Source organism: Paraburkholderia sediminicola, from assembly GCF_046030555.1.
Taxonomy (GTDB): domain Bacteria; phylum Pseudomonadota; class Gammaproteobacteria; order Burkholderiales; family Burkholderiaceae; genus Paraburkholderia; species Paraburkholderia sediminicola_E.
In genome coordinates this window covers 341,438-368,431 of record NZ_JAQQCH010000003.1, presented here as the reverse complement: position 1 = coordinate 368,431, position 26,994 = coordinate 341,438, and the positions used below count along the sequence as shown (strand labels likewise).

21 protein-coding genes are annotated in these 26,994 nt (G+C 60.5%); 15 read left to right on the top strand and 6 right to left on the bottom strand.

The window, feature by feature from the left end; genetic code table 11:
• The first annotated feature begins 3 nt into the window (after positions 1-3).
• Positions 4-1,317, top strand: coding sequence for an MFS transporter (locus PQQ52_RS07350; protein ID WP_408208529.1), 1,314 nt, complete (start codon positions 4-6; stop codon positions 1,315-1,317).
• A 539-nt stretch (positions 1,318-1,856) separates the two neighbouring features.
• Positions 1,857-2,603: a winged helix-turn-helix domain-containing protein gene (locus PQQ52_RS07345; RefSeq protein WP_408208526.1), complete on the top strand. Its 747-nt coding sequence runs from the start codon at positions 1,857-1,859 to the stop codon at positions 2,601-2,603.
• 54 nt (positions 2,604-2,657) lie between these two features.
• Here PQQ52_RS07345 and PQQ52_RS07340 read toward each other — a convergent pair whose 3' ends face one another.
• Positions 2,658-3,416 carry an SDR family oxidoreductase gene (locus tag PQQ52_RS07340; RefSeq protein WP_408208524.1) on the bottom strand — a complete coding sequence of 253 codons (759 nt, stop codon included), beginning with the start codon at positions 3,414-3,416 and terminating at the stop codon, positions 2,658-2,660.
• A 144-nt stretch (positions 3,417-3,560) separates the two neighbouring features.
• A complete protein-coding gene (locus PQQ52_RS07335; RefSeq protein WP_408208521.1) occupies positions 3,561-4,523 on the bottom strand; it encodes a GlxA family transcriptional regulator in 963 nt (320 codons plus the stop codon).
• A 252-nt stretch (positions 4,524-4,775) separates the two neighbouring features.
• Here PQQ52_RS07335 and PQQ52_RS07330 point away from each other — a divergent pair, with 252 nt between their 5' ends.
• Positions 4,776-5,414 carry an HD domain-containing protein gene (locus PQQ52_RS07330; RefSeq protein WP_408208518.1) on the top strand — a complete coding sequence of 213 codons (639 nt, stop codon included), beginning with the start codon at positions 4,776-4,778 and terminating at the stop codon, positions 5,412-5,414.
• Positions 5,415-5,680: 266 nt separating this feature from the next.
• Positions 5,681-5,974, top strand: a complete 294-nt coding sequence (locus PQQ52_RS07325; protein WP_408208515.1) for a hypothetical protein — start codon at positions 5,681-5,683, stop codon at positions 5,972-5,974.
• A 54-nt stretch (positions 5,975-6,028) separates the two neighbouring features.
• Here the strand turns inward: PQQ52_RS07325 and PQQ52_RS07320 are convergent, their stop codons facing one another.
• Entirely contained in the window at positions 6,029-7,615 is a 1,587-nt protein-coding gene (locus PQQ52_RS07320) for a Na+/H+ antiporter (protein ID WP_408208513.1), read from the bottom strand.
• 473 nt (positions 7,616-8,088) lie between these two features.
• Here PQQ52_RS07320 and PQQ52_RS07315 point away from each other — a divergent pair, with 473 nt between their 5' ends.
• The 4 genes from PQQ52_RS07315 (at position 8,089) to PQQ52_RS07300 (ending at position 13,047) form a co-directional block, all read left to right on the top strand.
• Positions 8,089-10,524 (top strand): DUF6531 domain-containing protein, encoded by a 2,436-nt coding sequence (locus PQQ52_RS07315; protein WP_408208510.1) that lies wholly within the window; start codon positions 8,089-8,091, stop codon positions 10,522-10,524.
• A 15-nt stretch (positions 10,525-10,539) separates the two neighbouring features.
• Positions 10,540-10,992 carry a hypothetical protein gene (locus PQQ52_RS07310; RefSeq protein WP_408208507.1) on the top strand — a complete coding sequence of 151 codons (453 nt, stop codon included), beginning with the start codon at positions 10,540-10,542 and terminating at the stop codon, positions 10,990-10,992.
• An 830-nt stretch (positions 10,993-11,822) separates the two neighbouring features.
• Positions 11,823-12,374, top strand: coding sequence for a hypothetical protein (locus tag PQQ52_RS07305; RefSeq protein ID WP_408208504.1), 552 nt, complete (start codon positions 11,823-11,825; stop codon positions 12,372-12,374).
• Positions 12,375-12,531: 157 nt separating this feature from the next.
• A complete protein-coding gene (locus tag PQQ52_RS07300) occupies positions 12,532-13,047 on the top strand; it encodes a hypothetical protein (RefSeq protein WP_408208501.1) in 516 nt (171 codons plus the stop codon).
• A 540-nt stretch (positions 13,048-13,587) separates the two neighbouring features.
• Here PQQ52_RS07300 and PQQ52_RS07295 read toward each other — a convergent pair.
• The gene (locus tag PQQ52_RS07295) at positions 13,588-14,313 is read right to left on the bottom strand and encodes a GntR family transcriptional regulator (protein WP_408208498.1); all 726 of its coding nucleotides are present in this window, start codon (positions 14,311-14,313) and stop codon (positions 13,588-13,590) included.
• A gap of 161 nt (positions 14,314-14,474) precedes the next feature.
• Here PQQ52_RS07295 and PQQ52_RS07290 point away from each other — a divergent pair, with 161 nt between their 5' ends.
• From PQQ52_RS07290 to PQQ52_RS07275, 4 genes are all read left to right on the top strand, one after another.
• Positions 14,475-15,695 carry a pyridoxal-phosphate-dependent aminotransferase family protein gene (locus PQQ52_RS07290; RefSeq protein WP_408208495.1) on the top strand — a complete coding sequence of 407 codons (1,221 nt, stop codon included), beginning with the start codon at positions 14,475-14,477 and terminating at the stop codon, positions 15,693-15,695.
• A 252-nt stretch (positions 15,696-15,947) separates the two neighbouring features.
• Complete coding sequence (locus tag PQQ52_RS07285; RefSeq protein ID WP_408208492.1) at positions 15,948-17,234, top strand: MFS transporter; 1,287 nt, start codon at positions 15,948-15,950, stop codon at positions 17,232-17,234.
• Positions 17,235-17,273: 39 nt separating this feature from the next.
• Positions 17,274-18,023, top strand: coding sequence for a 2-keto-4-pentenoate hydratase (locus PQQ52_RS07280; RefSeq protein ID WP_408208489.1), 750 nt, complete (start codon positions 17,274-17,276; stop codon positions 18,021-18,023).
• Between the two features lie 24 nt (positions 18,024-18,047).
• Positions 18,048-21,068: an FAD-binding and (Fe-S)-binding domain-containing protein gene (locus PQQ52_RS07275; RefSeq protein ID WP_408208487.1), complete on the top strand. Its 3,021-nt coding sequence runs from the start codon at positions 18,048-18,050 to the stop codon at positions 21,066-21,068.
• An 84-nt stretch (positions 21,069-21,152) separates the two neighbouring features.
• Here PQQ52_RS07275 and PQQ52_RS07270 read toward each other — a convergent pair whose 3' ends face one another.
• A complete protein-coding gene (locus PQQ52_RS07270; protein WP_408208484.1) occupies positions 21,153-22,073 on the bottom strand; it encodes an AraC family transcriptional regulator in 921 nt (306 codons plus the stop codon).
• A gap of 159 nt (positions 22,074-22,232) precedes the next feature.
• Between PQQ52_RS07270 and PQQ52_RS07265 the strand changes: the two genes are divergently transcribed.
• Positions 22,233-23,132: a DMT family transporter gene (locus PQQ52_RS07265; protein WP_408208481.1), complete on the top strand. Its 900-nt coding sequence runs from the start codon at positions 22,233-22,235 to the stop codon at positions 23,130-23,132.
• A gap of 100 nt (positions 23,133-23,232) precedes the next feature.
• Here the strand turns inward: PQQ52_RS07265 and PQQ52_RS07260 are convergent, their stop codons facing one another.
• Entirely contained in the window at positions 23,233-24,150 is a 918-nt protein-coding gene (locus PQQ52_RS07260; RefSeq protein ID WP_408208479.1) for a LysR substrate-binding domain-containing protein, read from the bottom strand.
• Between the two features lie 175 nt (positions 24,151-24,325).
• On the opposite strand from PQQ52_RS07260, the gene PQQ52_RS07255 reads away from it, so the two are divergent.
• Positions 24,326-25,654, top strand: a complete 1,329-nt coding sequence (locus PQQ52_RS07255) for an MFS transporter (RefSeq protein WP_408208476.1) — start codon at positions 24,326-24,328, stop codon at positions 25,652-25,654.
• 61 nt (positions 25,655-25,715) lie between these two features.
• Entirely contained in the window at positions 25,716-26,975 is a 1,260-nt protein-coding gene (locus PQQ52_RS07250) for a CaiB/BaiF CoA transferase family protein (protein WP_408208474.1), read from the top strand.
• The last annotated feature ends 19 nt before the right edge of the window (positions 26,976-26,994 follow it).

Genomic DNA, 26,994 nt, shown 5'->3' with positions numbered 1-26,994 from the left:
ACCATGTCCAGTCTTGAATCCGCCAGATTTTCGGAAGGTGCCCCGGCGCGGCTTACGCGCTCGCAGTGGCGCATGATCATCCTCGCGAGTCTTGGCGGCGCGCTCGAGTTTTACGATTTCGTCGTCTACGGCATCTTCGCGCAGTTTATCGGCCGTGCGTTCTTTCCAATGCACGATCCGATTGTCGGCTTGATGCTGTCATTCGCCGTGTTTGCGATCGGCTATCTCTCGCGACCGGTGGGCGGCATCGTGCTCAGCTATTTCGGCGACAGGTATGGACGCCGGCGCGTGTTTATCGTGTCGGTGATCGTCGTGTCGATGTGCACTATCGGCATGGGTATCGTGCCGACCTATGCGACGTGGGGTATCAGCGCCACGCTGTTGATGATCCTGCTGCGTCTTCTGCAAGGCTTCTGCCTCGGCGGAGAGTTGCCCGGTTCGATTACCTACGTGGTCGAAACCGTGCCGCGGCGCGCGGGACTCGTGTGCGGCATCGTGTTCTTTTGCGTCAACTCCGGTGTGTTGCTGGCGGCGGCCGTCAATCTCTCGGTGCACAGTTTTTTGAGTGGCGACGATGTCGCGACGTACGGCTGGCGCATTGCGTTTCTGTTCGGTGGCGCAATCGGCTTGCTGAGTTTCTGGCTGCGCCGCAAGCTCGAAGAAACGCCTGCGTTCGCAGAGATGAAGCATCTCGCCGCGAAGCATCCGCTGGCAGAGCTGTTGCGCGAGCACTGGCGGCCTGTGCTGCTCGGCATCGGCACGACAGCGGTGGTTGCCGCATTCAACGGCTTGCTGTTCGCGCACATGCCGGCTTACCTGGATCGCGTGTTGCACTACGACCCGCGCCGTGTGGCGATCGGGCAGAACGTCGGTCTCGCGGTGGTGTCGACGGGCATTCTGCTATCCGGCTGGCTCGGCGACAAACTGCCGAGGCGCTTTGTGCTGCGTTTCGGCTCACTGCTCCTGATGGTGCTGAGCTATCCGTTCTATCTGGCAGCAAGCCGCCATACGATCGATGTCGTGCTGCTGCTCGCATTGGCCGGTGTGGCCGCGTGTCTCGCTAATGGCACGTTCGCCTGCATCATCGCCGACATGTTTCCGACGCGCGTGCGTTTCAGCGGCGTCGCGTTGACGTTCAATGTCAGCTTCACGGTGTTTAGCGGCACCGCGCCATTGATCGCCACGTGGCTGATTTCGTCGACGGGGAATGTCGCCGCGCCTGCGTATTTCATGGCGGTGTGCGCGGCGCTTTCGTTGGTCGCGAGCTTTGGATTGAAGGCGGTGAGCGGCAAGATCGATTCGCACTCGACAGACTGATGCCGTGCAACGGAGGATGGTGCCGTTGTTCGGCACCATCGCCTTTGCGCCAATTTGCACAACCGCCCTAAAGTACACGGCTCACCGCCGCGCACAGTGCCTGACACGCTCCGCCTCTTACCTGGGTATGCAGATTACTCGACCTGCTCCAAAGGTGAGGGTTTGCGGGAGTAGCCTGTTCGGGAACACCGGTGCCCCGCCCAGCATGCCTTTGCGGCCTGTCCCCACACTCTTGAGGTGAGCTTTTTCGGGAGTGGCCCGATGGGCACTTTGCGCCGGGCCCCAATCGCTCCGTGTCAAAGGTGAGACTTTTCGGGAGCCGATCCGCGCATTGCACCGCGACTTTGCGAGCCGTCCCTTATCACGTTCCGCGTTGAAAGAGTTGGGAAGAAATTGCCAACCTTGGGGGCTGTTCCCCGTTTTGAGAACACCTGCATACGGGGAAGATGGCGACGCGGACGACAAGCGGTCAGCGGATTAGCTATTCCCGCAAGCCATCGCCTGTCTCTGAAAACCGATCGTCTCCTGGAATCAGTTGGATGAGTCAGCACATTCTTTTTGTGGGCGCCGACGCCGGCTTAACGGCCTTAGTGGGCGAATCTTTACGCGGGCAGGGCTGCGGTGTGTCCGCACGTCCGCATTGCGCCGGACTGAAGCACGTGGTCGAGATGGAACGGCCGGCGTTGCTGGTGCTCGACATCTCAGCGCCACATGGTGACGGCGTTGCCGTATTGCGCGACTTGCGGATGAGCGGCAACGACGTGCCGGTAATTTTGCTGTCGGCGAGCAGCAAGGCGATCGATCGAGTGATCGGTCTTGAGCTCGGTGCCGACGATTTTATGAGTAAGCCCGCCGACCCAGCCGAGCTGCTTGCCCGCATTCGCGTGTTGCTGCGTCGGCGCGGCACGTTCGCACCAGGTGCGCCGGAAACGCGGCCGTCGTATCGCTTCGGACGTTGCGAGCTGAACTTCTCCGCACGCGAATTGCGCCGCGATAGCGAGCATTTTGCGCTGCGCAGCTCCGAGTTCGCGTTGCTGAAAATCTTCGTCAATCACGCGATGACCGTACTCACGCGTGTGCAACTCAACGAGAAATTACGCGGCAATAGCGTGCTGCATCAAGGGCGCAGCCTCGACGTGTCGATCTGGCGGCTGCGGCGGTTGATCGAAATCGATCCGTCCGAGCCGCGTTATGTTCAGACGGTGTGGGGACGCGGCTATGTGTTCGTGCCGCACGGCGAGATTGGAGCGGCCGAGCGCGGCGCGATGGTCGCGCCCGGCGTGTGAGTATCAGCGTATCAGCCGAAAGGTGAGGTTTTACGGGAGCGTGGCGCTCGCGAGTCAGACCTGTTTCGCCACCTCGCGAATATCGGCCACCGGCGTTTGTCCGAATGCATCGCTGAGCGCGTAGTCGAGCAACTGGGTCGCGCACTGCTCAGGTGTCGAAAGTTGGCCGTTGCGTTTGAGGTCTTCGAATTTTTCGCGCATCGGGAACTGCTCGGTGCCGCTGCCGCGAATTTCGGCCTGCATATTCGTATCGATGACGCCTGGCGCCAGGCTGCAAATACGCAGTGCGCGATTCGCGTCGAGTGCAACGGCGCGTGCGTGATGATCGAGCGCGGCCTTGGTCGCGCAGTAGATGCTCCAGCCGGGATACGCATTGCGCGCTGCGCCGCTGGAAATATGCACGATACGCCGATCGGTTGCGTCGACGCTGGCTGCGGCGAGTGCGCTCGCCAGCATCAGGGGCGTGGCCACGTTCAGACTCACGGCGGTCGCGATGTCCGTGGCGTCCTGGCCTTCGATCGGACCGATGGGCTGAACCATGCCCGCATTGTTGATCAGCAGTACGCTTTGCGCGCCGCAGACGAAGCTGCGCAGCGCATCGGTTGCGACCCATTGGGCGACGCGCGAGGGATCGGCAAGCTCAAGTTCGATTTCTTCGAGCAGCGCCGGGAAGCGCTCTTTAAGCGTGGCATGACGCGAGCGGGACAAGCCGAGTACCGCGACGCCGCGCGCCAGCAGTTGTTCAGCAAGGGATGCGCCGAGGCCACGAGTGTGGCCGGTAACGATCGCGCGGATCGGAGAAGAAGTGGACATGTCGTTCCTTGTGATCGTTGGCTTGAGAGGACCGTCATTTTCTCACGCTATATCTGATGTTTGCAGCGGCGCCGTGCTTCACACCGTATGCCGGCGGTATTCGAATCTCTTTCGTGCCGCGCGCTGATGCCGCCATCGCCGCCTTCACGCAGAGCGAAAGCGCTCGCGATATTGCATCGGTGTTACGCCGATCCGTTTCGTGAAGACAATGCGCATCCGGTCGGCAGTGCCGAAACCGCAGTCGTAGGCAATCGTCTTGAGTGCCGCGCCGCTGCTTTCCAGCAACGTGCGCGCCGCATCCACGCGTGCACGTTCGACGAATTCGTGCGGCGTCACCTTGGTCTCCTGCACGAACACGCGGGCGAAATTCCGTGCGCTCATTCCCGCGACATCCGCCAGTTGTTTGACCGTGAAGCTTTCGCGAATTCGCTCCATCACGTGCGCCTGCACTTTGGCGACCGGAGAGTTCTCGTCGGCTGACGCGGTCAGGTAGGGGCTGAACTGCGATTGGCCGCCTTGTCGCTGCGCAAACACCACCAATCGCTTGGCAACCGCGAGCGCCGTGTGCGGCCCGTGATCCTCGGCGACCAACGCAAGCGACAGATCGATGCCCGCCGTCACGCCCGCTGACGTGACCAGGTTGCCGTCGCGCAGATAGATCCGGTCGAAATCGACACGTGCCTGCGGAAATTGCTCGGCGAGTTGCGCCGCGTGCTGCCAGTGCGTGGTGACATTGCGCGCGTCGAGCAGTCCCGCGTGGCCGAGTGCGAATGCGCCGGTGCAGATCGAGCCATAACGCTCGCATTGTGTGGCGACTTGCGACAACCACTCCAGCAAACGTGTGTCGGGCGCGGCGTCGCCGGGAAGCGCGGGGCCGCCCGCCACTAGCGCAAGGTCGAACGGGCGGCGCGTTTTTTCGAAAGTGGCATCGGCGGTGAGCGTCATGCCGTTGGATGCACGCAGCGAACCCGGCTCCGCGCTGAGTAGCGTGACCTCATAGCGATCCTGTGGCGCGACGAACCGATTGGCTTCGGAGAACACGTCGACCGGACCGGCGACGTCGAGCGCCTGTACGCCAGGAAAGATCGCGATCGCGACGGTAGGCATCGAATGATTTCCTTTGACGATGGACGGAGCCCGCGGGCCGCGGCAGTCAACGTGGTGCGTTTGGCAGTGTTCGACGGTGCACGGCGATTGTCCACGACAGCGCGCTGACCAATACTGAGCTTCATGAGATGCGCTGCTTGGTCAGTCAGAAACACGGTCAGAAAGCGCATCGCGGACCAGCATACCAAACGCGCTAGCGACTCACAAAGACCGCGCGTCCGGTTCACTCAAGTCTTTCATGGAGCACTTCACATGACCACGATCGCAGGCATCCAGATTCCCGACAGCATGATGGCGCGCGAAGCGACGCAACTCGTGCGCGATACCGAAACCGAACTGTTGTATCACCATTCGCGCCGGGTGTTCCTGTTCGGTTCTCTGGCCGGCGCGCGCAAGCAACTCAAATACGATGCAGAACTGCTGTACATCGGCGCGATGTTTCACGACATGGGGCTCGTCGCACCGCATAGCAGCGAGCATGATCGCTTCGAAGTGGATGGCGCGAACGCGGCGCGGGATTTTCTGCGGCGCCACGGTATCGGTGAAGACGATATCGAGCAGGTGTGGAATTCGATCGCGCTGCACACCACGCCTGGTATTCCGCAGTATATGAAGCCGGTAGTCGCCCTGGTCACGGCGGGTGTTGAGATGGACGTGCTCGGCCTCGCTTACGATGAGTTCACCGAGCAGCAACGTCATGAGGTGATTCACGCGCATCCGCGCGGTGCGCATTTCAAGGAAGGCATCATCGATGCATTCGCGCACGGCACGATCCACAAGCCGGAGACGACCTTCGGTAACGTGAAGGCGGACGTGCTGGCGCTGAAAGACCCGCATTACCATCGCGAGAATTTCTGCACGATGATTCTGGGGTCGGCTTGGAAGGAGTAATCAGTCGGCGTGCAGCGGCGAAAATGACAGCCGCGCAGAAGAAAAATCGTCGGCACAATTTTCATCCAGCATGTCATTTCCAGTCAGCGTTCGCGACTAAGCCCATGAAACACCCGGTCGATCGTGTGCAGCGGTCAGCCCCGGGTGTTGCATCCTCAGACCCGGCATGTGCAACGGATTCATCGCGGCGAGCCAGTCTGAGCACCTGAATGTCGCTTATGCAGCCCTCCTTGAAGCCGGGTTGCTCACGTAAGACTGGAGATGAAATGAAATCGATCCGAGCCGTACTGATGTGCGGATTAATGCCGCTCGCGCTTGTAGCGGGTTCTGTGCAAGCACAGGGAATAGGACGCGCCGGCACCTATCTGATGCCGCCCGAGTACAGCATGATGATGGACAAGTTGACTCCTGAACAGCGCGCTCAGGCCATCGGCATCCAGCAAAAAATGATGCAGATGGACATGGAGTATCAGGACACGATGGCGCAGATGGAGATGAAGCACGCGCACGAGATGATGCAGATGCAAAATCAACTGCTGGATATTTTCAAAGGCCATTGACGCTCACCGCGGTTCGACCGGTTCGCGTGTGAACTCATGTCAGACGCGGCCCGGTCATCCTCTGCCATGCAATGCGGCGATTTCCTGCAAATCGAGATCCCGCTCCAGTTCGGTTAGCAGTTCATCATGAATCATCCCTGACCGATGCATCCGCAACAACTCGCTGCGACCGGCCGCCACGGCGGCGAGCACAACGTCGTAATGCGCGACGCGAACGTCGGCGGGATATTCCGTCACATCCTGGTAGGTTTCCGTCATCTGCGCTCGATAGCTGTATTGCTCCAGCAGGCGCGGATGAATCACTTGTCCCCCGGCGTCGTGCACAAGTGGTTGGATGGCGGCGAGTTGTGCCGCTTCGAGCCTCGCCCACGCCTGAGGCTCGGTCAAATGCTGCTCGTTGCGCTCCTTCACGCTATCCAGTTTGACCCAGCGAATCAGCGCGCCGATTGTGGTCCCTTGCCCGAGCACGGTCACGAGAATCACCGCAAACGACGCGACCAGAATCAGATCGCGTCCCGGCATCGCCTCAGGCAACGAGAGCGCGATCGCCAGCGTCACCACGCCACGCATGCCGGCCCAACTCGTCACCGTCGACGAGCGCCAGTCGAGCGCAATGTTTGCGCGCCGCGTCAGCTTGCACACGAGTCCCTTCAACCATTCGACGGCAAACACCCACACGAAGCGCGACAGTACGACGGCTGCGATCACTGCGCCGACAGCGGGTCCAAATGCGGTCAACGCGTCGCCGACACCGCCCAGCCGCACGATCACGCCGCGCAGCGACAGCCCGATGAGAAGGAACACGAGCGCTTCCATCAGGAAGATCAGGACTTGCCAGAAAGCCGTGCCGCGCATGCGCACCGAGGCTGAGAACACTTCATGCTGATGCCAGCCGAGCACCATCCCGCAACTGACGGTCGCGATAACGCCTGAGACGTCCAGCATGTCGCCGGCGATGTAGCTGAGCCACGGGGAAAGTGCGGATGCGGTGATGATGAGGTAGACGTCGTCGAGGTAGCGCAGCAGCCTGACGACCACGAAGCCGATCGCGATGCCCACTGCCACGCCACCCAGGCCGAGCACTGCAAACCGCTCGACCGCGTGTTGAGCGTTGCACGTGCCGGTCAGCGCGGCCGCGACGGCGAAGCGGAACAGCACGATGCCGGCGGCGTCGTTGAGCAGGCTTTCGCCTTCGAGGAGCACCATCAAGCGACGCGGCAGCGCGACGCGTTCTAGCACGGCCTTCGCGGCGATGGCGTCAGGCGGCGAGACGACTGCGCCCAGCGCGAAGCACGCGCTCCACGGTAAGGACGGCACGACCCAATGCACGACCAGACCGACCGCGAGGGTCGTGAAGGCGACGGCGCCGATCGCTAGCAGCAGGATGCCGCCGAGATTGCGTTTGAATTCGTCCCATACGGAGAAGTACGCGCCGTCCATGAGGAGCGGCGGCAGGAACACGACCAGGACCAGCTCGGGATCGAGGTTGATGCGAGGGAGTCCAGGCACGAAGGCCATCGCGGCGCCACCGACCAGGAGCGCCGCGGCCGGTGGGAGTCGCAGACGTTTCGCGAGCAGTTGGAGACCGATCATCGCGCCGAGCGACAGCAGGACGAGTTTGAAGCCCATGACGGAGGACATGCGGGGGCCTCGACGAGTGGCAAAGGGTTGGGGGTTCTTTTTATCACATGGCGAGGCTTCTGCCTGCGGCTGAGCCGGTGGGAGATACGCCTATGGCATCAAGGACTTGGCAGGGATGTGCGCGAGTTGTCCACAGGCTTGCGAACAAAAACTGGGGATAACTCTTTGGGCGTCCCCCGTGGACGGTTAGCCCGTACGGGGTCGTCCGTCTTTTCTTCCGTGCGCGAGAGTCCGCTGGAGGTTGTCTGAGCGCATTTCCCCTGCTCGCCCGCTTTTCCTGTTATCGCCGACGGCAAGTGTTGACGGCTGACAGGGACTTGCATGGTCTCCTACAGGTCGTTATGAACATTACCGAGAGCATTGGTTGTGCAAATCCAAGGTATTCGTAATTTTAGGAATTGTCGGATAGCGGGGGTGGAAAGCTCCTTATAGGGTGCTTGGGCTTCAAACAAGTACAACCAATAAGGATGACTATGAAAAACAACAGAGTTACTCGGAGTGCAGCGGGCATGAGGGCTCGCCTGCTGACTGCATTCATGCTGCTCATGGTCGCGTTTGGCGCCAACGCGGCTGACTGCAATGCGCTCTATGCGGCTACCGGTGCAGTACCAGGTTCACCAACCTGCCGGTGGGATGTTTATGGCCGTGTTCCCGGCGGCATGGCCAATTACGCCTGTGTCAACACGTGGAGCCTGATCGACGCGTGGTGCGCGACACCCACTACGGAAGAACCAGAAGCGAGCTGTCCCGTCGCTGACCCGGTGTACCCGGGCAATGGTGCTGTCACCTTGACCGAAGCGGACTTTGTCAGCGGCGACGACATTCCGATGCAGTTCACACGCACCTACCGATCCAGGTCGCTTGGCAATTCCGCCACGACGATGGGACCGGTCTGGTTTCATAGCTGGCAACGCAACCTGGGACTCGCGAATGCCAACAGCGGCAGCTCGTCCAAAGTGCTTGCGTATCGCGAGAACGGGGAGCCCATCACATTCAACTGGTCAGCCGGCACCTGGCGCACAGGGGGCTTTACCGGCCTTGCGCTCACACAGAACGGCTCCGGATGGACGTTGACCGATCTCAAGACCGATACCGTCGAATCATATTCGGCCCAAGGCGTGCTGCTTTCCGAGAGCACGAAGACAGGATTTGTCCGAACGCTGACCTATGACGGCTCAGGGTTGCTGACCACGATCACGCAGCATGCAGCAGGCACGGACGCGAACAACGACATTACGCTTCGCCTCGATTATGACGACAAGAACCGTCTATCACGCCTGAACGACCCCTTGGGCCGCATGACGCAGTACGGGTATGACGCGAATGGCAATCTTGTCTCGGTCACCTGGCCTGATGGCTATGCCCACCGATATGTCTACGACGACAGTCGTTTCAAGAATGCGCTGACGGGCGAAATCGATGAGGCGGCCAACCGCGTTGCGACGTGGAGCTACGACCCCCAAGGGCGCGCCACGGCGGTCAACCATCCCGACTCGTCTCGAAACGTGCAGTTCGCTTACGGTACAGGCGCAACCTCCGTCACTGATAGCAAGCGCACGACGACACTGAATTTCTCTTCAGTCGGTGGCATGCTGCGACCCACTTCCAGTGGTTCTGCTGATGGCGTCAACAGCCTCGCCTGGGACGGGTCGGGCAATCTGCTGAAAGATACCGACGAGAGCGGTTCTACCGCGTACAGCTACGACGACGCCGGACGGCCAGTTCGGGTCACCGCCGACAATGCGTCTGGTACTTCGATAACTACAATTCGCTACGCCGATGCCACGAGCCTGCATCCGGCGACCATTGCGTCGCCCGGTGTGCTCCAGTCGTTTGTCTACGACGCGCAGGGCAATACTACCGGCATGAGCGAAATGCCTACTGCGGATAACACGGGGGCAAGCGGATTCGACGCGGCTAAATCGGACGGTACAACGCGTGCCTACGGCATGGTGTACGACGTCTTCAACCGGCTTTCGTTCGTGCAGACGTCTGGGGCAGGGAAGCTGGTTGGGCAGTACAAAGTTACTCGTGATGCAACGGGGAATGTCTTTGCGATCATCGCGCAGCAGGAGTTTCCGGAAGCCACGGAAATGATCTCGCGCGACGCCGCTCATCGGATTCTGTACGGCTATAACCCGACCGGTGATTTTTATCTTCGCTATGACCGGCGCGGGCGCATTGATGTCTTCAAATTCAATGAATACGCGAGCCCGGCGAACGGTGACATTCGGCGCGTTCTGAAGGTTAGATTTGGTTATTCACCGGAAGGGCGGGTCGTGTCCCGTACAGGCACGGTCGCGAAGAACGGCAGCGTTCTTGACCTGAATGACGGGACGGATATCGCGATCTCCAGCGGCGAGATTGACCAGTGGATTGACAACTATAACTTCGGTGAATCCCCGATAGGACCGCCAGCCAATCTTCAGGGCGCAAGGCGATTGCTAGGCGATAACTTCCTTGGCACTTCGACTGTGTGCAGTGGTTGCCATTTCTCGGCTGGTCTGCCCGACGGCATACTGCGCGGCATCGTGTTTGTGTGGCGGCTGGTGCAGAATCCGGCAGTCCGCTATGGCATCGGGCAGGGTGTGCAAAAGGCACGTGACGCAATCGAGCGCATCAAGGAGCAATGCAAGCCGGTTGTTAAGGACACTTCGGAAGTTAACTTTGGCAGGAATGACAACCAGATCTACCATACATTTCGTTATCTGGATAAAGAAGGTATCCCGCGTCAGCCAGTCATAGACGCGATTCGCAAAGATATTGCGGAGAACAGCGGCGTCAAATTGGCGGTCGGCGACGGAGAGTCCTTCTATGTTGCTGTCAATGGAAAGTTAATTGAATACTCTTCGCACCGATTGTCGCCCACTGAGGTTAGAGTTGGCTCAATTCGGATACCGCGCAATTAATCGGAGCACCGTTTTATGAATATTATGCAACGGCCATTAGCAAGCCACGAACGTCTGCTTCTGCAGTTTCTTCTAACAGCGAACGAATCTTTTTATGGTGCTCACGTAATAAGGTGGAAACATCAGATTGAACGATGCACGGTCCGTGAGGTCAATGTACCCTACTGTCTGGCCATCAGTCACGATGAAATCAGACTTTCAGGTGGCGGCTTCATTACGCTCGCGCGCGAGCTGGTTTGCGTTGACGAGGGCGTGCCAGTGCTGATTTATGCTTGCGCGGTGGAGACGCAGTCAGGTTATGTCCTCGACTCGTTCGACATCGATCGTCTCGATGGAGAGCCTCTTGCGGCCTATCCCGAGCCAGGCGATGGCCTCATGGTCATGGAAGCGGGTAAACGCATAGGTGGGGCAGATTTGCGACACGTGTACAAGGAGTCGGATCTGCCGCCGCGCTTTAAGCTTCCCTGAGCCGCTATTGGTCGGGCCACGCGGTGTAGTAGTGGCCTGATCCACGACTACATTAAATATGACGACCGTGTAATCAATGGCATTGCGTTCGAGCCGTCAAGCAACCTCAATACGAGTGGGCTCGATTCGCCCAAAATGAGGAGGCTGCGAATGTCAAGGCCACTTTCCCTGAAGGAGCATGCGCTGCTCAAGTTTCTGATTGAGGCAAATGAGCCACTGTACGGTAACCGAACTATTCAGTGGAAGGCACAGGTTGAAACGTGTCTGGTACGCGAGATCGGTTTTCCTTATCACCTTGCAGTGATTCACGATGAAAGAATCGAAAAGGTAGGATGCGACGCAATCACACTCGGCTACGAACTCGTGGGTGCCGACCACGGTGTGCCGGTTCTATCTATGCGGTGGCAATGAAAACCCCCTCAGACTGTCTCATTGATGTCTTCAATGTGGACCGGTTGGATGGAGAACCGCTTGTTGATTATCCTGAGGCAGGCGACGGGCTAATGATTGTCGAGCGGAACAAGAGGGTCGGTGGGGCAGACTCGCGCCATCTGTATGGCGGATCGGGTTCATAGCTTGCCCTATCACGTGGCCTGTCAGGCTAACACCTGACTGTCGCGCAGTTCGCTTTAAACCGTCGGACAGCGCCCCGGTTCTCTTGGACCGACGGCGCTGATTCCGTTCAAGCAACGAGCGTTCTATTTCAGCGTGTGAACCGTTATGGCCGTGTCATGGGCTGCAATGAGCGCAGTTGAATCAAGACAAGCGCACTGCGGACTACCTCGATGCTGGTTCGCGTCAGCAATCTTCAACGTCCTCTCAAATAGACGATGAGTAGCATAGATTCTATCCGCGACCGCGACCGCGACCGCGACCGCGACCGCGACCGCGACCGCGAAACGTTCACGTCGCTTTGGCAGCGTGCGTGTGCGTGTGCGCAAAAAGTGGCAGTGACTCCAGCATCGGACTTGCTTCACTTTGATCCTTCGAACATTTGCACCGGGGTTTTCCAAGGGCTTATTCGAGATGTCGCGAACTTCAAGGGAACGGGTGAATTTGCTGTGATCGTTCTGAACCCAGATCCGTTGAACTACTTTCACTATCACTTTGGTAAGTATCCGGGCTTCGTTCACGGCCGAGAAAACACCGACGAAGAGTTTTTCCATTTCCTGATGCAGGACCCAGGCGACAGTCCAGCCGATGCGCTTGGAGTAAATCATGAACACTATGTACTCTTACCGGTTGATGGTGACTGGATCGCGTTTGGTGACAGGTCGTGGGAGGTCGGTGTGTTCTATGGCCCTCCGGACATCATGCAATGTGCGAGGGATTTCTATCCGTTCTTCAGATCCCCACCGAAGCGTTTCAAAGTAGAACCGTAGTCGATATGTCGGTGTAATCGGACTCTTTTTTCCTTGCGCCCGATCACCCGGTGCAAGGGGTTAAAGGCCAGCCGGCCAAGTAGCACCTTAATTTAGATATCGGAGCCGGCGCTTGCATGAGGAATCAGACTCGCGTCCGCGCGGTAAGCTTCAAACCATGAATACAATTGACTTCATACACGAACGGTCCAAGTTTGTGCCGCTTTGGGAGCGTGCGACCACGGGCGTCCGGATGCTTCGCGACAGGTCGTCAACGGAGATGCTTTATTTCGACAGTATCGATCTTCAGACTCAAAAGTTTTTTGAACTTATTAAAGAGCTGCTCGCCCTCAAGGGTACGACCGACTTCGCCACTCTGGTCTTGAAGCCTGACCCGTTTGATTACTTTAATTGTCATTTTGGAAAATATCCGGGCTTCATGCATCGGGTAGAAAATACAGATGAGGAATTCTTTGAATTTCTGTTGGAGGACCCGGGCGGTAGCCTTGCCGATTCCCTGGGAACCAATTCCGAACACTATGTTGTGATGCCCGTGCCCGGCGAGTGGATCGTCTTTGGTGATAGGTCATGGGGCACGGGGGTGCTGTACGGGGCGCCGGACATCATGGAATGCGCGAGGAATTTTTACCCGTTCTTCATCGTACCTCCGAATGGCTTCCGGATTGACCCGTAGTCGATGGCTCCGAAATGGTTGACTAGGTAGGGCTGAAGGAGGCTTCCACCTGATACGGAAAAGGCGCAACTGGTCGTGCCTTTTCCGTCTACCCAACAAGCGCTCTATTCGGGTGTGTATAGAAGGTGGCTTCATCCGGCCGCCAAGCAGGCTGACGGATGCATCGACCTGGCAGAGTGCATTTGCATCAATGGCTTGACGCTGTTGTGGGGGCGTTATCCACAGCCTTGATCACAAATTATGTGGACAACTAGGGGTTGGGGGGCGCGCCTGCGGCGGCGGGCTCGCTATTCTGGTTTTTTGCGTGGCCCGCGGCGCGGTGATGAGTGATGCTTACTCATCAACCGCGACTGGATATTTCTATTGCTTCAACGACTTGGCTGGGATGTGCGAAGGTTGTCCACAGCCTTGCCAACATTTTATGGGGACAAGTTTTTTGCCCGCAGCGCCACTGTTCTTTACGCCTACGAGGGTGGAAAACAAAAGGAAGCCAATGCCGCAAGCGCGCAACCCATGCCGCCGCCGAAGGCAAAAGACCGCCTAAGCTTTCAGCGTCGAAGCCGCCACCTCTTCCCGCGACTGCACCTGCAAAACCGCATCCCGCTTATCCAGCAAATGCTGCCGAAGAATCGCGCTCAACTTCTTCCCATCCCGCGCCTCGAGCGCCTTCAACATCTCATCGTGATCGTGAATCGCGCTATCCCACTTAGGGATCTGAAAATTCGACCGGAACCGCAACGCCTGCAGGCGTCGATTAACAGCCACATAAGTTTGCCGCAGTGCTGAATTCCTCGCCGCCTCATTGATCTTGTCGTGAATCGCCTGGTTGCGACTGTAGTACCCGGCCAGATCATTCTGCGTCCGGCAAGCCAGCATCGCGTAGTGCAGCGCCTTGATCTCGGCAAGCTCCGCAGCCGTCATCCGCTCCGCCGCCAACTCACCGGAAAAAGCTTCCAGACCACTCATCAATTCAAAGGTCTCGCGCAACTCCGCTTCCGACATCTTCGACACCGACGCGCCCCGGTTCGGCGAGATCTCGATCAGCCCTTCGGCGGCCAGCACCTTCAGCGCCTCCCGCAACGGCGTGCGCGAAATCCCAAGCGTCTCGCATAACTCGCGCTCGTTCAGTTTCTTGCCCGGTTCAAGCACCCCTTCGACGATAAAGCGGCGAATGTGCTCCACCACCGTGTCGTGCAAGCGCTGACGCTCGACCTTCGGCATCAGTGGGGAAGCGGCCACACCCGCATCGAAATTCGAATTTTGCATACAAAAGCCCTCAACTTCATGTTAGCGAGATTCTATCGGAAGCTCGAAGATTAGTTAAGAGCGCGGGTAAACACTGGTGTCAGCAAGCAATTTTCATCTTGGGGACGTCATAGTTCCTCTGATATAGTTTTTTGAATGCAAAATTCAATCGGAGGAGCCCAATGCTCAAGTTAGACTTTCACCCCGCTGGCCGTCACTTCCTGCAGATCCCGGGTCCGAGCCCGGTGCCCGATCGCATTCTCCGTGCGATGAGTTACCCAACCATCGACCACCGCGGCCCCGAGTTCGGCGAACTCGGTCTGAAGGTGCTCGAAGGCATCAAGAAAATCTTCAAGACGCAACAACCGGTGGTGATCTATCCGGCCTCCGGCACCGGCGCGTGGGAAGCGGCGCTGTCGAACACGCTGAGCCCCGGCGACAACGTGCTGATGTTCGAAACCGGTCACTTCGCGACGTTGTGGAAAAAGATGGCGGAAAGTCTCGGGCTGAAGCCTGAGTTCCTTGGCCTGCCCGGCATCGAGGGCTGGCGGCGTGGGGTTCAGCCGCAAATGATCGAGGAGCGTCTGCGCGCCGACACGCAGCACGCGATCAAGGCGGTGTGCGTCGTTCACAACGAAACTTCCACGGGCGTCACCTCGGATATCGCTGCCGTGCGCCGCGCGATCGACGCCGCCGGCCACCCGGCACTGCTGCTGGTCGACACGATCTCGGGCCTCGCCTGTGCTGACTATCGTCACGACGAATGGGGCGTCGACGTTACCGTCTCGGGCTCGCAAAAGGGTTTGATGCTGCCGCCGGGTATCAGCTTCAACGCGATCTCGCCGAAGGCGTTCGCCGCCAGCAAGCAGGCCAGGCTGCCGCGCAGCTTCTGGGACTGGACCGACATCGTCGAGATGAACAAGACCGGCTACTGGCCGTACACGCCGAACACGAACCTGCTGTACGGGCTCAATGAGGCGCTGGAGATGATTCTCGGCGAAGGGCTCGACAACGTGTTTGCCCGTCACGAGCGTCTTGCTGAAGCCACCCGCCGTGCGGTCCGCGCGTGGGGTCTGGAGATTCAGTGCGCGGATCCCGCTGTGTATAGCCCGGTGCTGACCGGCGTGATGATGCCCGAAGGCATCGATGCCGATGCCGTGCGCAAAGTCATCTACGAACGCTTCGACATGTCGCTCGGCACCGGCCTCGGCAAGATGAAAGGCCGCATGTTCCGCATCGGCCACCTCGGCGACTGCAATGACCTGATGCTGCTGGCGACGCTGGCCGGTTGCGAAATGGGCCTGCGGCTCGCGGGCGTGCCGCTCAAGGAAAGTGGCCTGCCTGCCGCTATGGAGTGGTTGAGCCAGCCGACCAACGCGTCGGGGCTGAAAGCAGCGGCTTGAGCGACGGGGTGCCACGCGCATCGGTGTTCACCGCATCGGTGCGTCAGCGCCTCTGCCTGACAGGCAGCAAGCAGCAGGCAGCAAACAATAGGCATCTCGCAGTAAGGGAAGTCGGGAGTACTTCCCTCAAGAGGCCGCGCATAGAACGCGGCTCATGAACAACATGCGATGTTCCCGCGGCATATGTCGCCGGGCGACGACGCAGCGCGCCATTCCAGGCGCGCCGTCGATAGACTGCAATGGAGAGAGACGATGAAGCGGTTTCGTATCAGCAGTGCGACCAGTATCGTTCTAGTGATGCTATGCGTCATGTACTTCATCACTTACCTGGACCGCGTCAATGTCAGTACCGCGGCCGCGGGATTCGGCAAGGAGTTCGGACTCTCGCATACGGAAGTCGGGCTGGTGTTCTCCGCCTTCGCCTATCCGTATCTGATTTTTCAGATCATCGGTGGCTGGGTCAGTGATCGCTTCGGTGCGAAACGCACACTGATTTTCTGCGGCGCTATCTGGGGCGTGGCGACATTGCTGACCGGTTTAGCCGGTGGGCTGGTTTCGTTGCTGGCCGCGCGCGTGTTGCTCGGTTTCGGCGAAGGCGCCACGTTTCCTGCCGCCACATCCGCGATGGCGCGCTGGGTCGCGAAAGAAAAGCGCGGCTTCGCGCAGGGCATCACACACGCGGCATCGCGTATCGGCAATGCGATTGCGCCCGGCTTGATCGTGCTGGTGATGGCGACCTGGGGCTGGCGCGAATCGTTCTATATCTGCGGCGTGTTCAGTTTGCTGTGGGTCGCGGTGTGGTCGTTCACGTTCACCGAACATCCGAAAGATCACCCGCGTATCACGACCGAGGAACTTGGAGTCTTGCCCGCGCCGAAGGCGAAAGTGGCCGGTGTGCCGTGGGGAAAACTGTTTCGCCGTATGTGGCCGGTCACGATCGTGTACTTCTGCTATGGCTGGACGTTGTGGCTGTTCCTGAGCTGGATTCCGCAGTACTTCCTGCACAGCTATCACCTGCAACTGCAAAAGTCGGCGATCTTCGCCTCGGTCGTGTTCTTTGCCGGCGTACTCGGCGACACGCTCGGCGGTATCGTCACCGACTGGATCTTCACGCGCACCCGCAGCCTGAAGCGTGCGCGAAGCTGGATGGTGTCGGTGTGCATGCTGTTCTGTCTGCTGTCGCTCATTCCGCTGATGTTCACACACGACTTGTATCTGTCGATGGCGTGTCTCGCCTCGGGCTTCTTCTTCGCCGAAATGACGATCGGCCCGATGTGGGCGATCCCGATGGATATCGCGCCGGAATACTCGGGCACCGCGAGCGGCATGATGAACACCGGTTCGGCGTTGGCCGCGATCATCTCGCCGGTGGTCGGCGGATTTCTGATCGACTACTTCGGTAGCTGGGAGTTGCCGTTCGTCGGCAGCATGCTGTTGATGGCGATCGGCGTGGTGCTCGCGTTCCGCATGCAGCCGGAAAGCAAGTTCGAGCTCGGCGCGGCCGATAAAGCGCACGCCACCACGAGCGTGGGTGCATAAGCCGACTGCGCACCGTTTCCTCTCTTCGCCTTTAATGCAATGACAACACCACTGAGTCAACGTCTCGCCGACGCACGCCACGATCATCTGACGCTCGATGCGTTGCCACCCGAGCAAACGCCCGCCGACAGCGCCGCCGCCTACGCGATCCAGCACGAGATCCTGCGCATCCTGGATGCGCCGATCGGCGGCTGGAAGATTGGCGCGAAGTCCAACAGCGGCCCGATCCAGGGCGCACCGTTGCCTGCGAGCGATTTGCACGCCGACGGTGCACGCTTGCCGCGCGAAGCCTTTACGCCGTTGGGACTCGAACTGGAGATCGCATTCCGCTTTGGCCGCCGCTTCGAACCGTCGGCAACACCTTATAGCGAAGCCGACGTGCACGCGGGCATCGGCTCGATCGGTGCGACCATCGAAATCGTGTCGAGCCGTTATGCAGCGTGGCCCACAGTCGACAAGCTCGCTCAACTTGCGGATTTGCAGAATCACGGTGCGCTGATCGTCGGCGAGTTCACGCCGTATCGCGATGACTTTCCGTTCGTGGCACCGTCGTTGCAATTCAGTTTCGAGGGGCAGGATGTAGTCAAGGCAACGCCCGCCAATCCGGCGGGCGATCCGCGACGCCTGCTGACATGGCTCGTCAATCACGCCACGTCGCGCGGCATCGCGATCACGCCGGAGATGGTCGTCACCGCCGGCTCCTACACCGGAATGTTTTTTCCCCAGAGCGCGGGCACGGCGAGCGGGCGCATTGAAGGACTCGCACCGATTAGCCTGACGCTGTACTAGCCCGTTTTCTTATAGGCCGACGATATGTCGAACCCCACTTCCGCTTTACTCGTCAAGCCGATCCATCTTGTTCCGTCCGCCGCGCGCCTGACGACACCGCTCGCGCAGCATCTGCGCAAGTCGTTGCGCGGCGACGTGCTGTTCGATGCGGCGAGCCGCGGCCGTTATTCAACCGATGCGTCGATCTATCAGATCACGCCGATCGGCGTGGTGGTGCCACGCGATCAGGACGATCTGCGCATTGCACTGGAAATTTCACGAAGCGAAAAGGTACCGTTGCTCGCGCGCGGCGCGGGCACGAGCCAATGCGGCCAGACTGTTGGCGAGGCGCTGGTGATCGACACCAGCAAGTGGCTGAACAACATCGTCGCGTTCGATGCCGACGCGCTCACGGTGACGGTCGAACCAGGCGTCGTGCTGGACCATCTGAATGCATGGTTGAAGCCGCACGGCCTTTGGTTTCCGGTCGATGTCTCGACGGCGGCGCAATGCACGATCGGCGGCATGGCGGGCAATAACTCGTGCGGTTCGCGCTCGATCGAATACGGCAATATGGTGCACAACGTCGAGGCGATCGACGCGATTCTCGCCGATGGCAGCGAAGCACGTTTTGCCTCGTTACGCGAGACGCCGCAAGGCGCGCGCTTGCAGCAGATAGTGGAAGGCGTCAAGCGGATCGCCGAGCGGGAGCATGATGAAATCGTCGAACGCATACCCAAGGTGCTGCGGCGCGTAGCGGGCTACAACATAGACGTGTTCGATTGCCAGAACCCGCGCGCTTATACCGACGACGGCATCGCTAATCTCGCGCATCTGCTGGTCGGTTCGGAAGGCACGCTTGCGTTCAGCCGGCAACTGACGCTGAAGCTCGCACCGCTGCCCACGCATAAGACGCTTGGCGTGGTCAACTTCCCGACCTTCTGGCAGTCGATGGATCTCACGCAGCACATCGTCAAGCTGAAGCCGGTGGCCGTGGAACTGGTCGATCGCACCATGATCGATCTGGCGATGAGCAATCCCGCGTTCCGGCCGGTGATCGAGAAGGCGCTGGTCGGCGAGCCGCAAGCGATCCTGCTGGTGGAATTCGCGGGCGATGACCGTGACGGGCAACTTGCGTCGCTCAAACAGCTCACTGAGTTGATGGCCGATCTGGGTTTGCCCGATTCGGTCGTCGAGATGCCTGCCGCGAACGAACAGAAAGCGCTGTGGGAAGTCCGCAAAGCCGGGCTGAACATTATGATGAGCATGAAGGGCGACGGCAAGCCGGTCTCCTTCATCGAAGATTGCGCGGTGCCGCTCGAACATCTGGCGGAATACACGAGCCGTCTGACCGACGTCTTCCACCGCAATGGCACCGAGGGCACCTGGTACGCGCATGCGAGTGTCGGTACGCTGCATGTGCGGCCGATTCTCGATATGCGGCGTGACGGCGCGGTGAAAATGCGCGCCATCGCCGAAGAAGCGGCGGCGTTGGTGCGCGAATACAAGGGCGCGTATTCGGGCGAGCACGGCGACGGTTTGTGCCGGGGCGAATGGGTTGCGTGGCAATACGGGCCGCGCCTGAACCAGGCGTTCACCGAGATCAAGGCGCTGTTCGATCCGGACAACCGCTTCAATCCCGACAAGATTGTGCGTCCGCCGAAGATGGACGACGCGCGCAATTTCCGCTTCGCGTCGGGCTACGAAGTGCATCGTATCGAGACCGCGCTCGACTGGTCAGCATGGAACGTCGAGCGCGATCCGCTGACGGGGCAGGAGACGCCGCCTGGCAGCGGCAACGATCTGTCGGGCGGTCTCGCGAAGGCCGTCGAGATGTGCAACAACAACGGCCATTGCCGCAAGTTCGACGCGGGCACCATGTGTCCGAGTTATCGCGTAACGAAGGATGAGCAACATGTGACGCGGGGACGCGCGAACACGTTGCGTTTGGCAATCTCCGGGCAACTTGGCGAAGCAGGACTCGCCAGCGACGACGTCAAGGATACGCTCGACCTGTGCGTGTCGTGCAAGGGCTGCAAGCGCGATTGCCCGACGGGCGTCGATATGGCGAAGTTCAAGATCGAGGCGCGGGCGGCGCGCGTTAAACGGCATGGGCTGCGTCTGCGTGACAGGTTGGTGGCCTTCATGCCGCGCTATGCGGCAACGGCAAGCCGCGTGCCGGGCTTGATGGCGATGGCCGACAACGTGCCGGTGCTGTCGGCGTGGCTCAAGCGTTCAATGGGTTTTGCGCCCGAACGCGCGTTGCCGCGCTTCAAGAAATCGTTTCTGTCGAATGCCGTGGCGGCCAGGCCGGCCCACGGTGTCGCGCTGAAAGAAGTGCTGTTGTTCGTCGATACGTTCAACAACAACATGGAACCTGAAAACGCGCGCGCCGCGCAGCAGGTGCTGGAGGCTGCCGGTTACACGGTGCACTTCAATACGCGTCAGGGCGAGCGCCCGGTGTGTTGTGGCCGCACCTTCCTCGCGGCCGGATTGGTCGATGAAGCGAAGCAGGAAGCGCGGCGCATGCTCGATCTGTTCAAGCCGTTTGTGGAGCGTGGTGTGCCGATCGTCGGCTTGGAGCCGTCGTGTTTGCTGTCGTTGCGCGACGAGTTTTTGCACTATGGATTCGGCGAAGAAGCACAGCGGCTTTCGAAGCAGGCGTTTCTGTTCGAAGAGTTTCTGGTGCGAGAGGAAAAGGCCGGGCGCTTGCAGCTTGCATTGAAGCCGTTGGCCAAGGAGCAGGCGCTCGTTCACGGGCACTGCCATCAAAAGGCCTTCGACGCGTTCACACCGGTGCAAACCGTGCTGAACTGGATTCCTGATCTGAAGGTGTCGACGGTGGAATCGTCGTGCTGCGGGATGGCGGGCAGCTTTGGCTACGAAGCCGAGCACTACGCCACATCGCAAGCGATGGCGGAGCTGTCATTGCTGCCCGCGGTGCGCAAGATCGATGGCAATACGGTAATGGTCGCGGACGGCACGAGCTGCCGGCATCAGATCTACGACGGCGCGGGCATCGACGCAATCCATGTGGCGCGTGTGCTGGCGATGGCGTTGCAGTGAGGTCGGGTGAGGTCCATGTCGGCGTGGGCGTCGACGCGATCCATCTGGCGCGTGTGTTGGCGATGGTTTTCAGCACGCCAGCCGCTATTGCGCGCTGACCACCTGCCGATACGCCGTCGGCGCCACGCCGACGCTCTCACGGAAACGATGGCTGAAATGGCTGGCGTTGGCATAGCCGCATTGTTCGGCGACTTGCGCGAGCGGCAGTCTCGTGGTGCGCAACAGCGTGCGAGCACGTTCGAGCCGTTGCTGCGCGATCCACGCAGCGGGTGGCAGTCCGAACGAGGTGCGGAACATGCGCGCCAGATGAAATTCCGACAACGCCGCTACACCGGCAAGTTCACCGAGTGTGAGCGTTTGTGCCAGATGGCTCTCGATGTAGTCGCGCAAGCGCCGCCGCGTTGCGACCGACAGCCCACCCTTGAGCGATGTATCCGTGCGGCGCACGCCTTGTGCGCGCAGCAGCAGACTCAACACCTGATGCGCGGTTTCATTGGTTCGCAGCAGGCCATCAGGGCCCTGCCAATCCTCATTGGCAAGCGATTGGCACACGCTCGCGATGCGCGCGTCTTCGAAATAGGTGCGATCGGCCAGCGTCAGTTCGCGCGGCTCGCGATCAAGTTCCTGCACGGCGCGCTGGGTGAAATGTTCGGGCAGGAAATAAAGATGCATGAAATGCATGTGGCCGCGTACCCACCAGCGCGATTCATGCTCGCCGGGCAACGCGCAGAGCCGCGACGGCGCGCCGTAGCGCCCGGGCATCTTCTGACGCTCCGTGCGATAGCCGCCATCCAGATAGCACGACAGCGTGTGATGGCCGGGCCGATCATAAACGGTCTCGGCCTCCTCGGTATCGCGGGTCCAGACGGCAATGGCGAGCCGGTCGCCGAGCCACGCGAAGCGTTCGAGATTCGCATTGGCGCTGCGCAACGTGTGACAGACCGACTGAAGGCCGAACGGCGTTTCGGTGGATTCGATCACGGGGGCGGGCGGTCTGGCGTTCACGGAACGAGCGGGATGCTTCCGATGACAGGGTAAGCCTCAGTATACGGCGGGTGATCCCCGGCGGCGCGCCCGTCCGAAAAAGTGCGCAATCCTGGACAAGTGCGGCAGCGGGCGCGGCAGCATAGTTGAGCTTCCGCTTTTGCTGCTACAGGCTTCGTCATGAATCTTTCGCTCTATGCCGTCACCGTCCTGATCTGGGGCACCACGTGGATCGCGATCAAATGGCAATTGGGCGCGGTGCCGCCGCCCGTGTCGATTGCGTGGCGCTTCTGGATCGCGGCGCTGATCCTGTTCGCGCTGCTGCGCATCATGCGCCGGCCCATCTGGCCGCCGCGCGCCGCATGGCGTTTCCTGGCCGCGCAAGGCCTGGCGCTCTTCTGTCTTAACTTTCTGTGCTTCTACTACGCCGAACAGGTGGTGCCGAGTGGCCTCGTCGCGGTGGTGTTTTCCACCGCGCCGCTGCTGAATTCGATCAACGGCCGGCTCTTCATGGGGCGTCCGTTGCAACCGTCGGCGATTGCCGGTGCCGCGTTGGGGCTCGTTGGCATCGTCTGCCTGTTCGTCCAGCAGATGGCAGGACACATCGGCGACCACACGGTGTGGTTGGGACTCGCTATCGCGTTCCTTGGCACCCTGTGCTTTTCAGCCGGCAATCTGCTGTCGAGCCGGATGCAATCGATGGGCCTGCACCCGTTCGCTACCAATAGCTGGGCGATGCTGATCGGCGCCGGCGTCTTGACGGTGGGCAGCGCACTGGCCGGCTTTTCATTCTCCATCGAGCCTGACGCGCGCTATCTCGGCGCGCTCGTTTATCTGGCCGTGTTTGGCTCGGTGATCGGCTTTACCGCATACCTGATGCTGGTCGGGCGCATCGGGCCGGAACGGGCCGCCTACTGCACCGTGCTGTTTCCGATTGTGGCGCTCGCGGCATCGACAGTATTCGAAGGCTACCGATGGTCCGCGTTGGCGGTGCTCGGGCTCCTGCTGGTGGTGGCGGGGAATCTGGTGGCGTTCGATCTCATGCGGCGACTCTTTGTGCGGCCGGTGAAGCCTTCCTGAAGGCCGCCTTGGGTGCGACGCCAATCCCAGGGGATGACATCCTGAATAACGGCGCTTTGGCGAGGTGCATTGGCGGAGGCGTTTTCAAGCGGCGCTGTCCCTAATCCGCCGCTGTCCACTCCGGCCGCTTTCCCAGGCTGTCGAATAGTTCGAGTATCGTCGCCTTGACCTTCTGCACGGCATTGCTCAGTAATGCCGTGTCGTGCCAGCAGAGCGACAGGTCGCGCGAGAACAGCCGGTGATCGACCTTGGCAAGTTTGAGCTTGTGTTCATCGAGTTCGACGTGCGCGGCCGTCCACGGCAGGATCGTCACGCCTAACTTCGCCATCACTGCCGCGAATAACAATGCGGTCGAACTAGCCTCGAACAGGATCTCGCACGGCAGCCCGGCCTCGCGCAGGGCCCACTCGACGCGGCTGCGAATCGTATTCGGTGCGCTCGGCAGGATCAGCGGCATGCGCGCGAGTTCGGCGATCGACACCGGCTCGCATGGCATCTGAAATTCCGGCCACGCAATCAGATAGAGCGCCTCGGTGAGCAATCTTTGCGCGGCGACCCCGCGCGTTTCGACCGCGTCCACCACGACAGCCAGCTCCACCCGTCCACTACCGATCAGACTGCCGAGCTCCGCGCTCGGTGCTTCGACCAATTCCAGCGCGATGCCGGGGTAACGGTCGCGAATCGTGCGTGCGAGCGGGATCGCCATCATCCGCGCGGTGCTCGACGGCATGGCGACCGACACTCTGCCCTGCGGAAGCTCGGCGTCCTGCCGCAGTAGTTCGCGCGTGCTGTCGGCCTGGCGCAGCAATTCGACTGCATGCCGGTAAAGCGTTTGCCCGGCTGCGGTGGGCGCCACGCCTTGTACGCTGCGCTCGAGCAACTGCATCCCCAGATCGCGCTCCAGATTGCGCATCTGTTGGCTGATCGCGGGCTGCGCGATATGCAGCGCTTCGCTCGCGCGGGTGACGTTGCCGCACTCCACCACTTTGACGAAATACCGCAGTTGCCGAAGGTCCATGTGCGCCGCTCGCTCCCTCATTCCATAACGAAATCCGATCGAGCTAGAGAAATATCATATTTTTCGATTATCGAGCGCGTTCTTATACTCAATCCACAAAAAACCGAAGCGTGCCCAGCCTGAGCTGTCTGGCGCTGCTTCAAAACGGCCGGCGCCTGCCGGTCAGGAGACAAGAATGTCCAAAGCGATCGCTGCATCGACGCCCGGGCTCAAGCCGCGGCGCACGCCCCTCACCCGCGAGCAAATTGGCGGCTTCTGGGCGGTTTACTCGGGATGGGTGCTGGATGGCGTGGATTCGGTGATCTACGCGCTGGTGCTGATTCCGGCGCTGACCGAATTGCTGCCTGTTTCGGGCATTGCCGCGACACCTGGCAATCTCGGCATGTACGGCTCGATCCTGTTTGCGCTGTTTCTGATCGGCTGGGGGTTGTCGTTCATCTGGGGACCCCTCGCCGATCGTTTCGGTCGGGTCAAGACGCTGGCCGCGAGCATTCTTATCTATTCGGTGTTCACCGGCGCTGCGGCGTTCGCGCACAACGTCTGGGAGCTGGCCGCGTTCCGGCTGATTGCCGGCATCGGCGTGGGCGGCGAATGGGCGTTGGCGGGTACTTATGTCGCCGAGAGCTGGCCGGAGGATCGCCGCAAGATGGGCGCGGGCTATCTCCAAACCGGTTATTACGTTGGATTCTTCCTTGCTGCTTTGCTGAACTATACGGTCGGCGCGACGTACGGCTGGCGCGCGATGTTCCTGTGCGGTCTCGCCCCGGCGTTGCTCGCGATTTTCACGGCGCTCAAGGTGAAAGAGCCGGGTCAATGGCGCAAGGCCGCGCATGGCGTTGGCCGGACGAACGTCGCGGCTCTGCCCAAGCGCCGGCCGCTGATGGAGATATTCGCGCCGGCTTATCGGCGTCGTACGTTGACGAGTGCGAGCCTCGTGGGCGTCGCGATCATCGGACTGTGGGCGGGTTCGGTCTATGAAGCGAGCGCGGTTGTGACGCTGGCGACGCGTGCCGGCATCGACCGCGTCGGTGCCGTACATCTGGCGTCGATCGGGGCGGCGGTGCTGTCGGTCGGGACGATTCTCGGTTGTCTTGTGGCGCCGTGGCTGGCGGAACGGTTGGGGCGACGGGGTGCGCTTGGCGTGTACTTCGCCGGCATGGCGGTGTCGATTGTGTTCGCCTTCGGCTGGGTTTTCTATCTGCCGAACGGACTCAATCTATTCATGGTGTCACTGCTGTTTCTCGGCTTTTTCGGCGGCAATTTCGCGATCTTTTCGCTGTGGCTGCCCGAGCAATACCCGACCCGGATACGCGCTACCGCATTTGCCTTCAATGCGTCCGTGGGCCGCCTGCTTGGCGCCGGCGTGAACTTCCTGCTGGCTGCCGCGATTCATTGGCAAGGTTCGCTCGGATTGCCGGTCGCGTGGACAGCGGTGGCCTTTGCGATCGGTCTGCTGATTTTGCCGTTTGCTGTGGAGACCCGTCATCAGACGTTGCCGGAATAGCGCGTAGGCGGGCGCATCGCTCGAGCTATCCGCCCCCGTCATCAATTCGTTGGAGAACTGAATGCAAGCGTTACAAGGAATCAAGGTTGTCGAACTGAGCCGCGCGCTGTCGGGGCCGTTCTGCTCGATGGTACTGGCCGATCTCGGCGCGGACGTCATCAAGGTCGAACCAGGCCCGGGCGGCGACATGAGCCGGACCTGGGGGCCGTTCGACCGGGGTGTGAGCACCTACTATCTATCTTGCAACCGCAACAAGCGTGGCGTGTGTATCGACTTTCGCAACCCGGACGGACTGGCCGCGATTCACCGGCTGATCGACGATGCCGACGTCGTGATCGAGAACTTCAAGCCTGGCACCATCGACAGCATGGGGCTTGGCTATGACGTGCTGAGCGCGCGCAATCCGCGCCTCGTGATGGGCAGCATCAACGCGTTCGGCGCCGATGGTCCGATGAGCGGCTGGCCCGGTTTCGACCAGATCGCGCAAGGCTATTCCGGGCTGATGAGCCTGACCGGTTTCGCCGATGGCGACCCCACGCGCATCGGCACCGCGATCGGCGATCTGAGTTCGGGCATGTGGCTCGCGATGGCGATATTGTCCGCGTTATTGGAGCGTGAGCGAACGGGGCGTGGCCAGCATGTGAGCACGTCGCTGCTCGCGAGTCTGGTTGGGTTGCTGAGCGTGCACGGACAGCGCTACCTGAGCCTTGGCGACATTCCGCGCCGCACCGGCAACGCGCACGCGGTGATCGCGCCTTATGGGGTGTTCGAAACCGCCGACGGCCCGCTCAACATCGCGCCGATCACGTCGGACATGTGGCTGCGCTTGTGCCAGTTGCTCGATTTGCCGGCATTGCCGGACGATCCGCGCTTCGCGACCAACGAAGCCCGCGTTGCGCATCGCGATGAGTTGAAGGCCGCATTGGAAGCGCGGTTGAAGACGCGCAGCAAAAGGGAGTGGACTGAACTTTTCATCGGTGTGGGGTTGCCCGCCGGTCCGATCAATACGTTAGACGAAGTGTTTGACGACCCGCAGGTGCAGCATTGCCGGCTAGTGGAAACGGTCGAGCATCCGACGCTTGGGGCGCTGCGGCAGGTCGTGACGCCGGTATCGAGTTCCGCGGTAACGGGCGATGCTTCGCGTCACATCAGCCGGCATGCGCCGCCGGGCCTTGGCGAACATACGGTCGATGTATTGCGCGAAGCGGGTTTCGATGAGGTTTCGATTGAGGCGTTGCTTGCTGCCAAAGCAGTGCATCAACAGGGCGAATATTCGCGGCCGGAGAAGGCTTTGGAACGCGCGGCGGGAATGACGCAATGAGCGGGCTGAAAACCTTTGG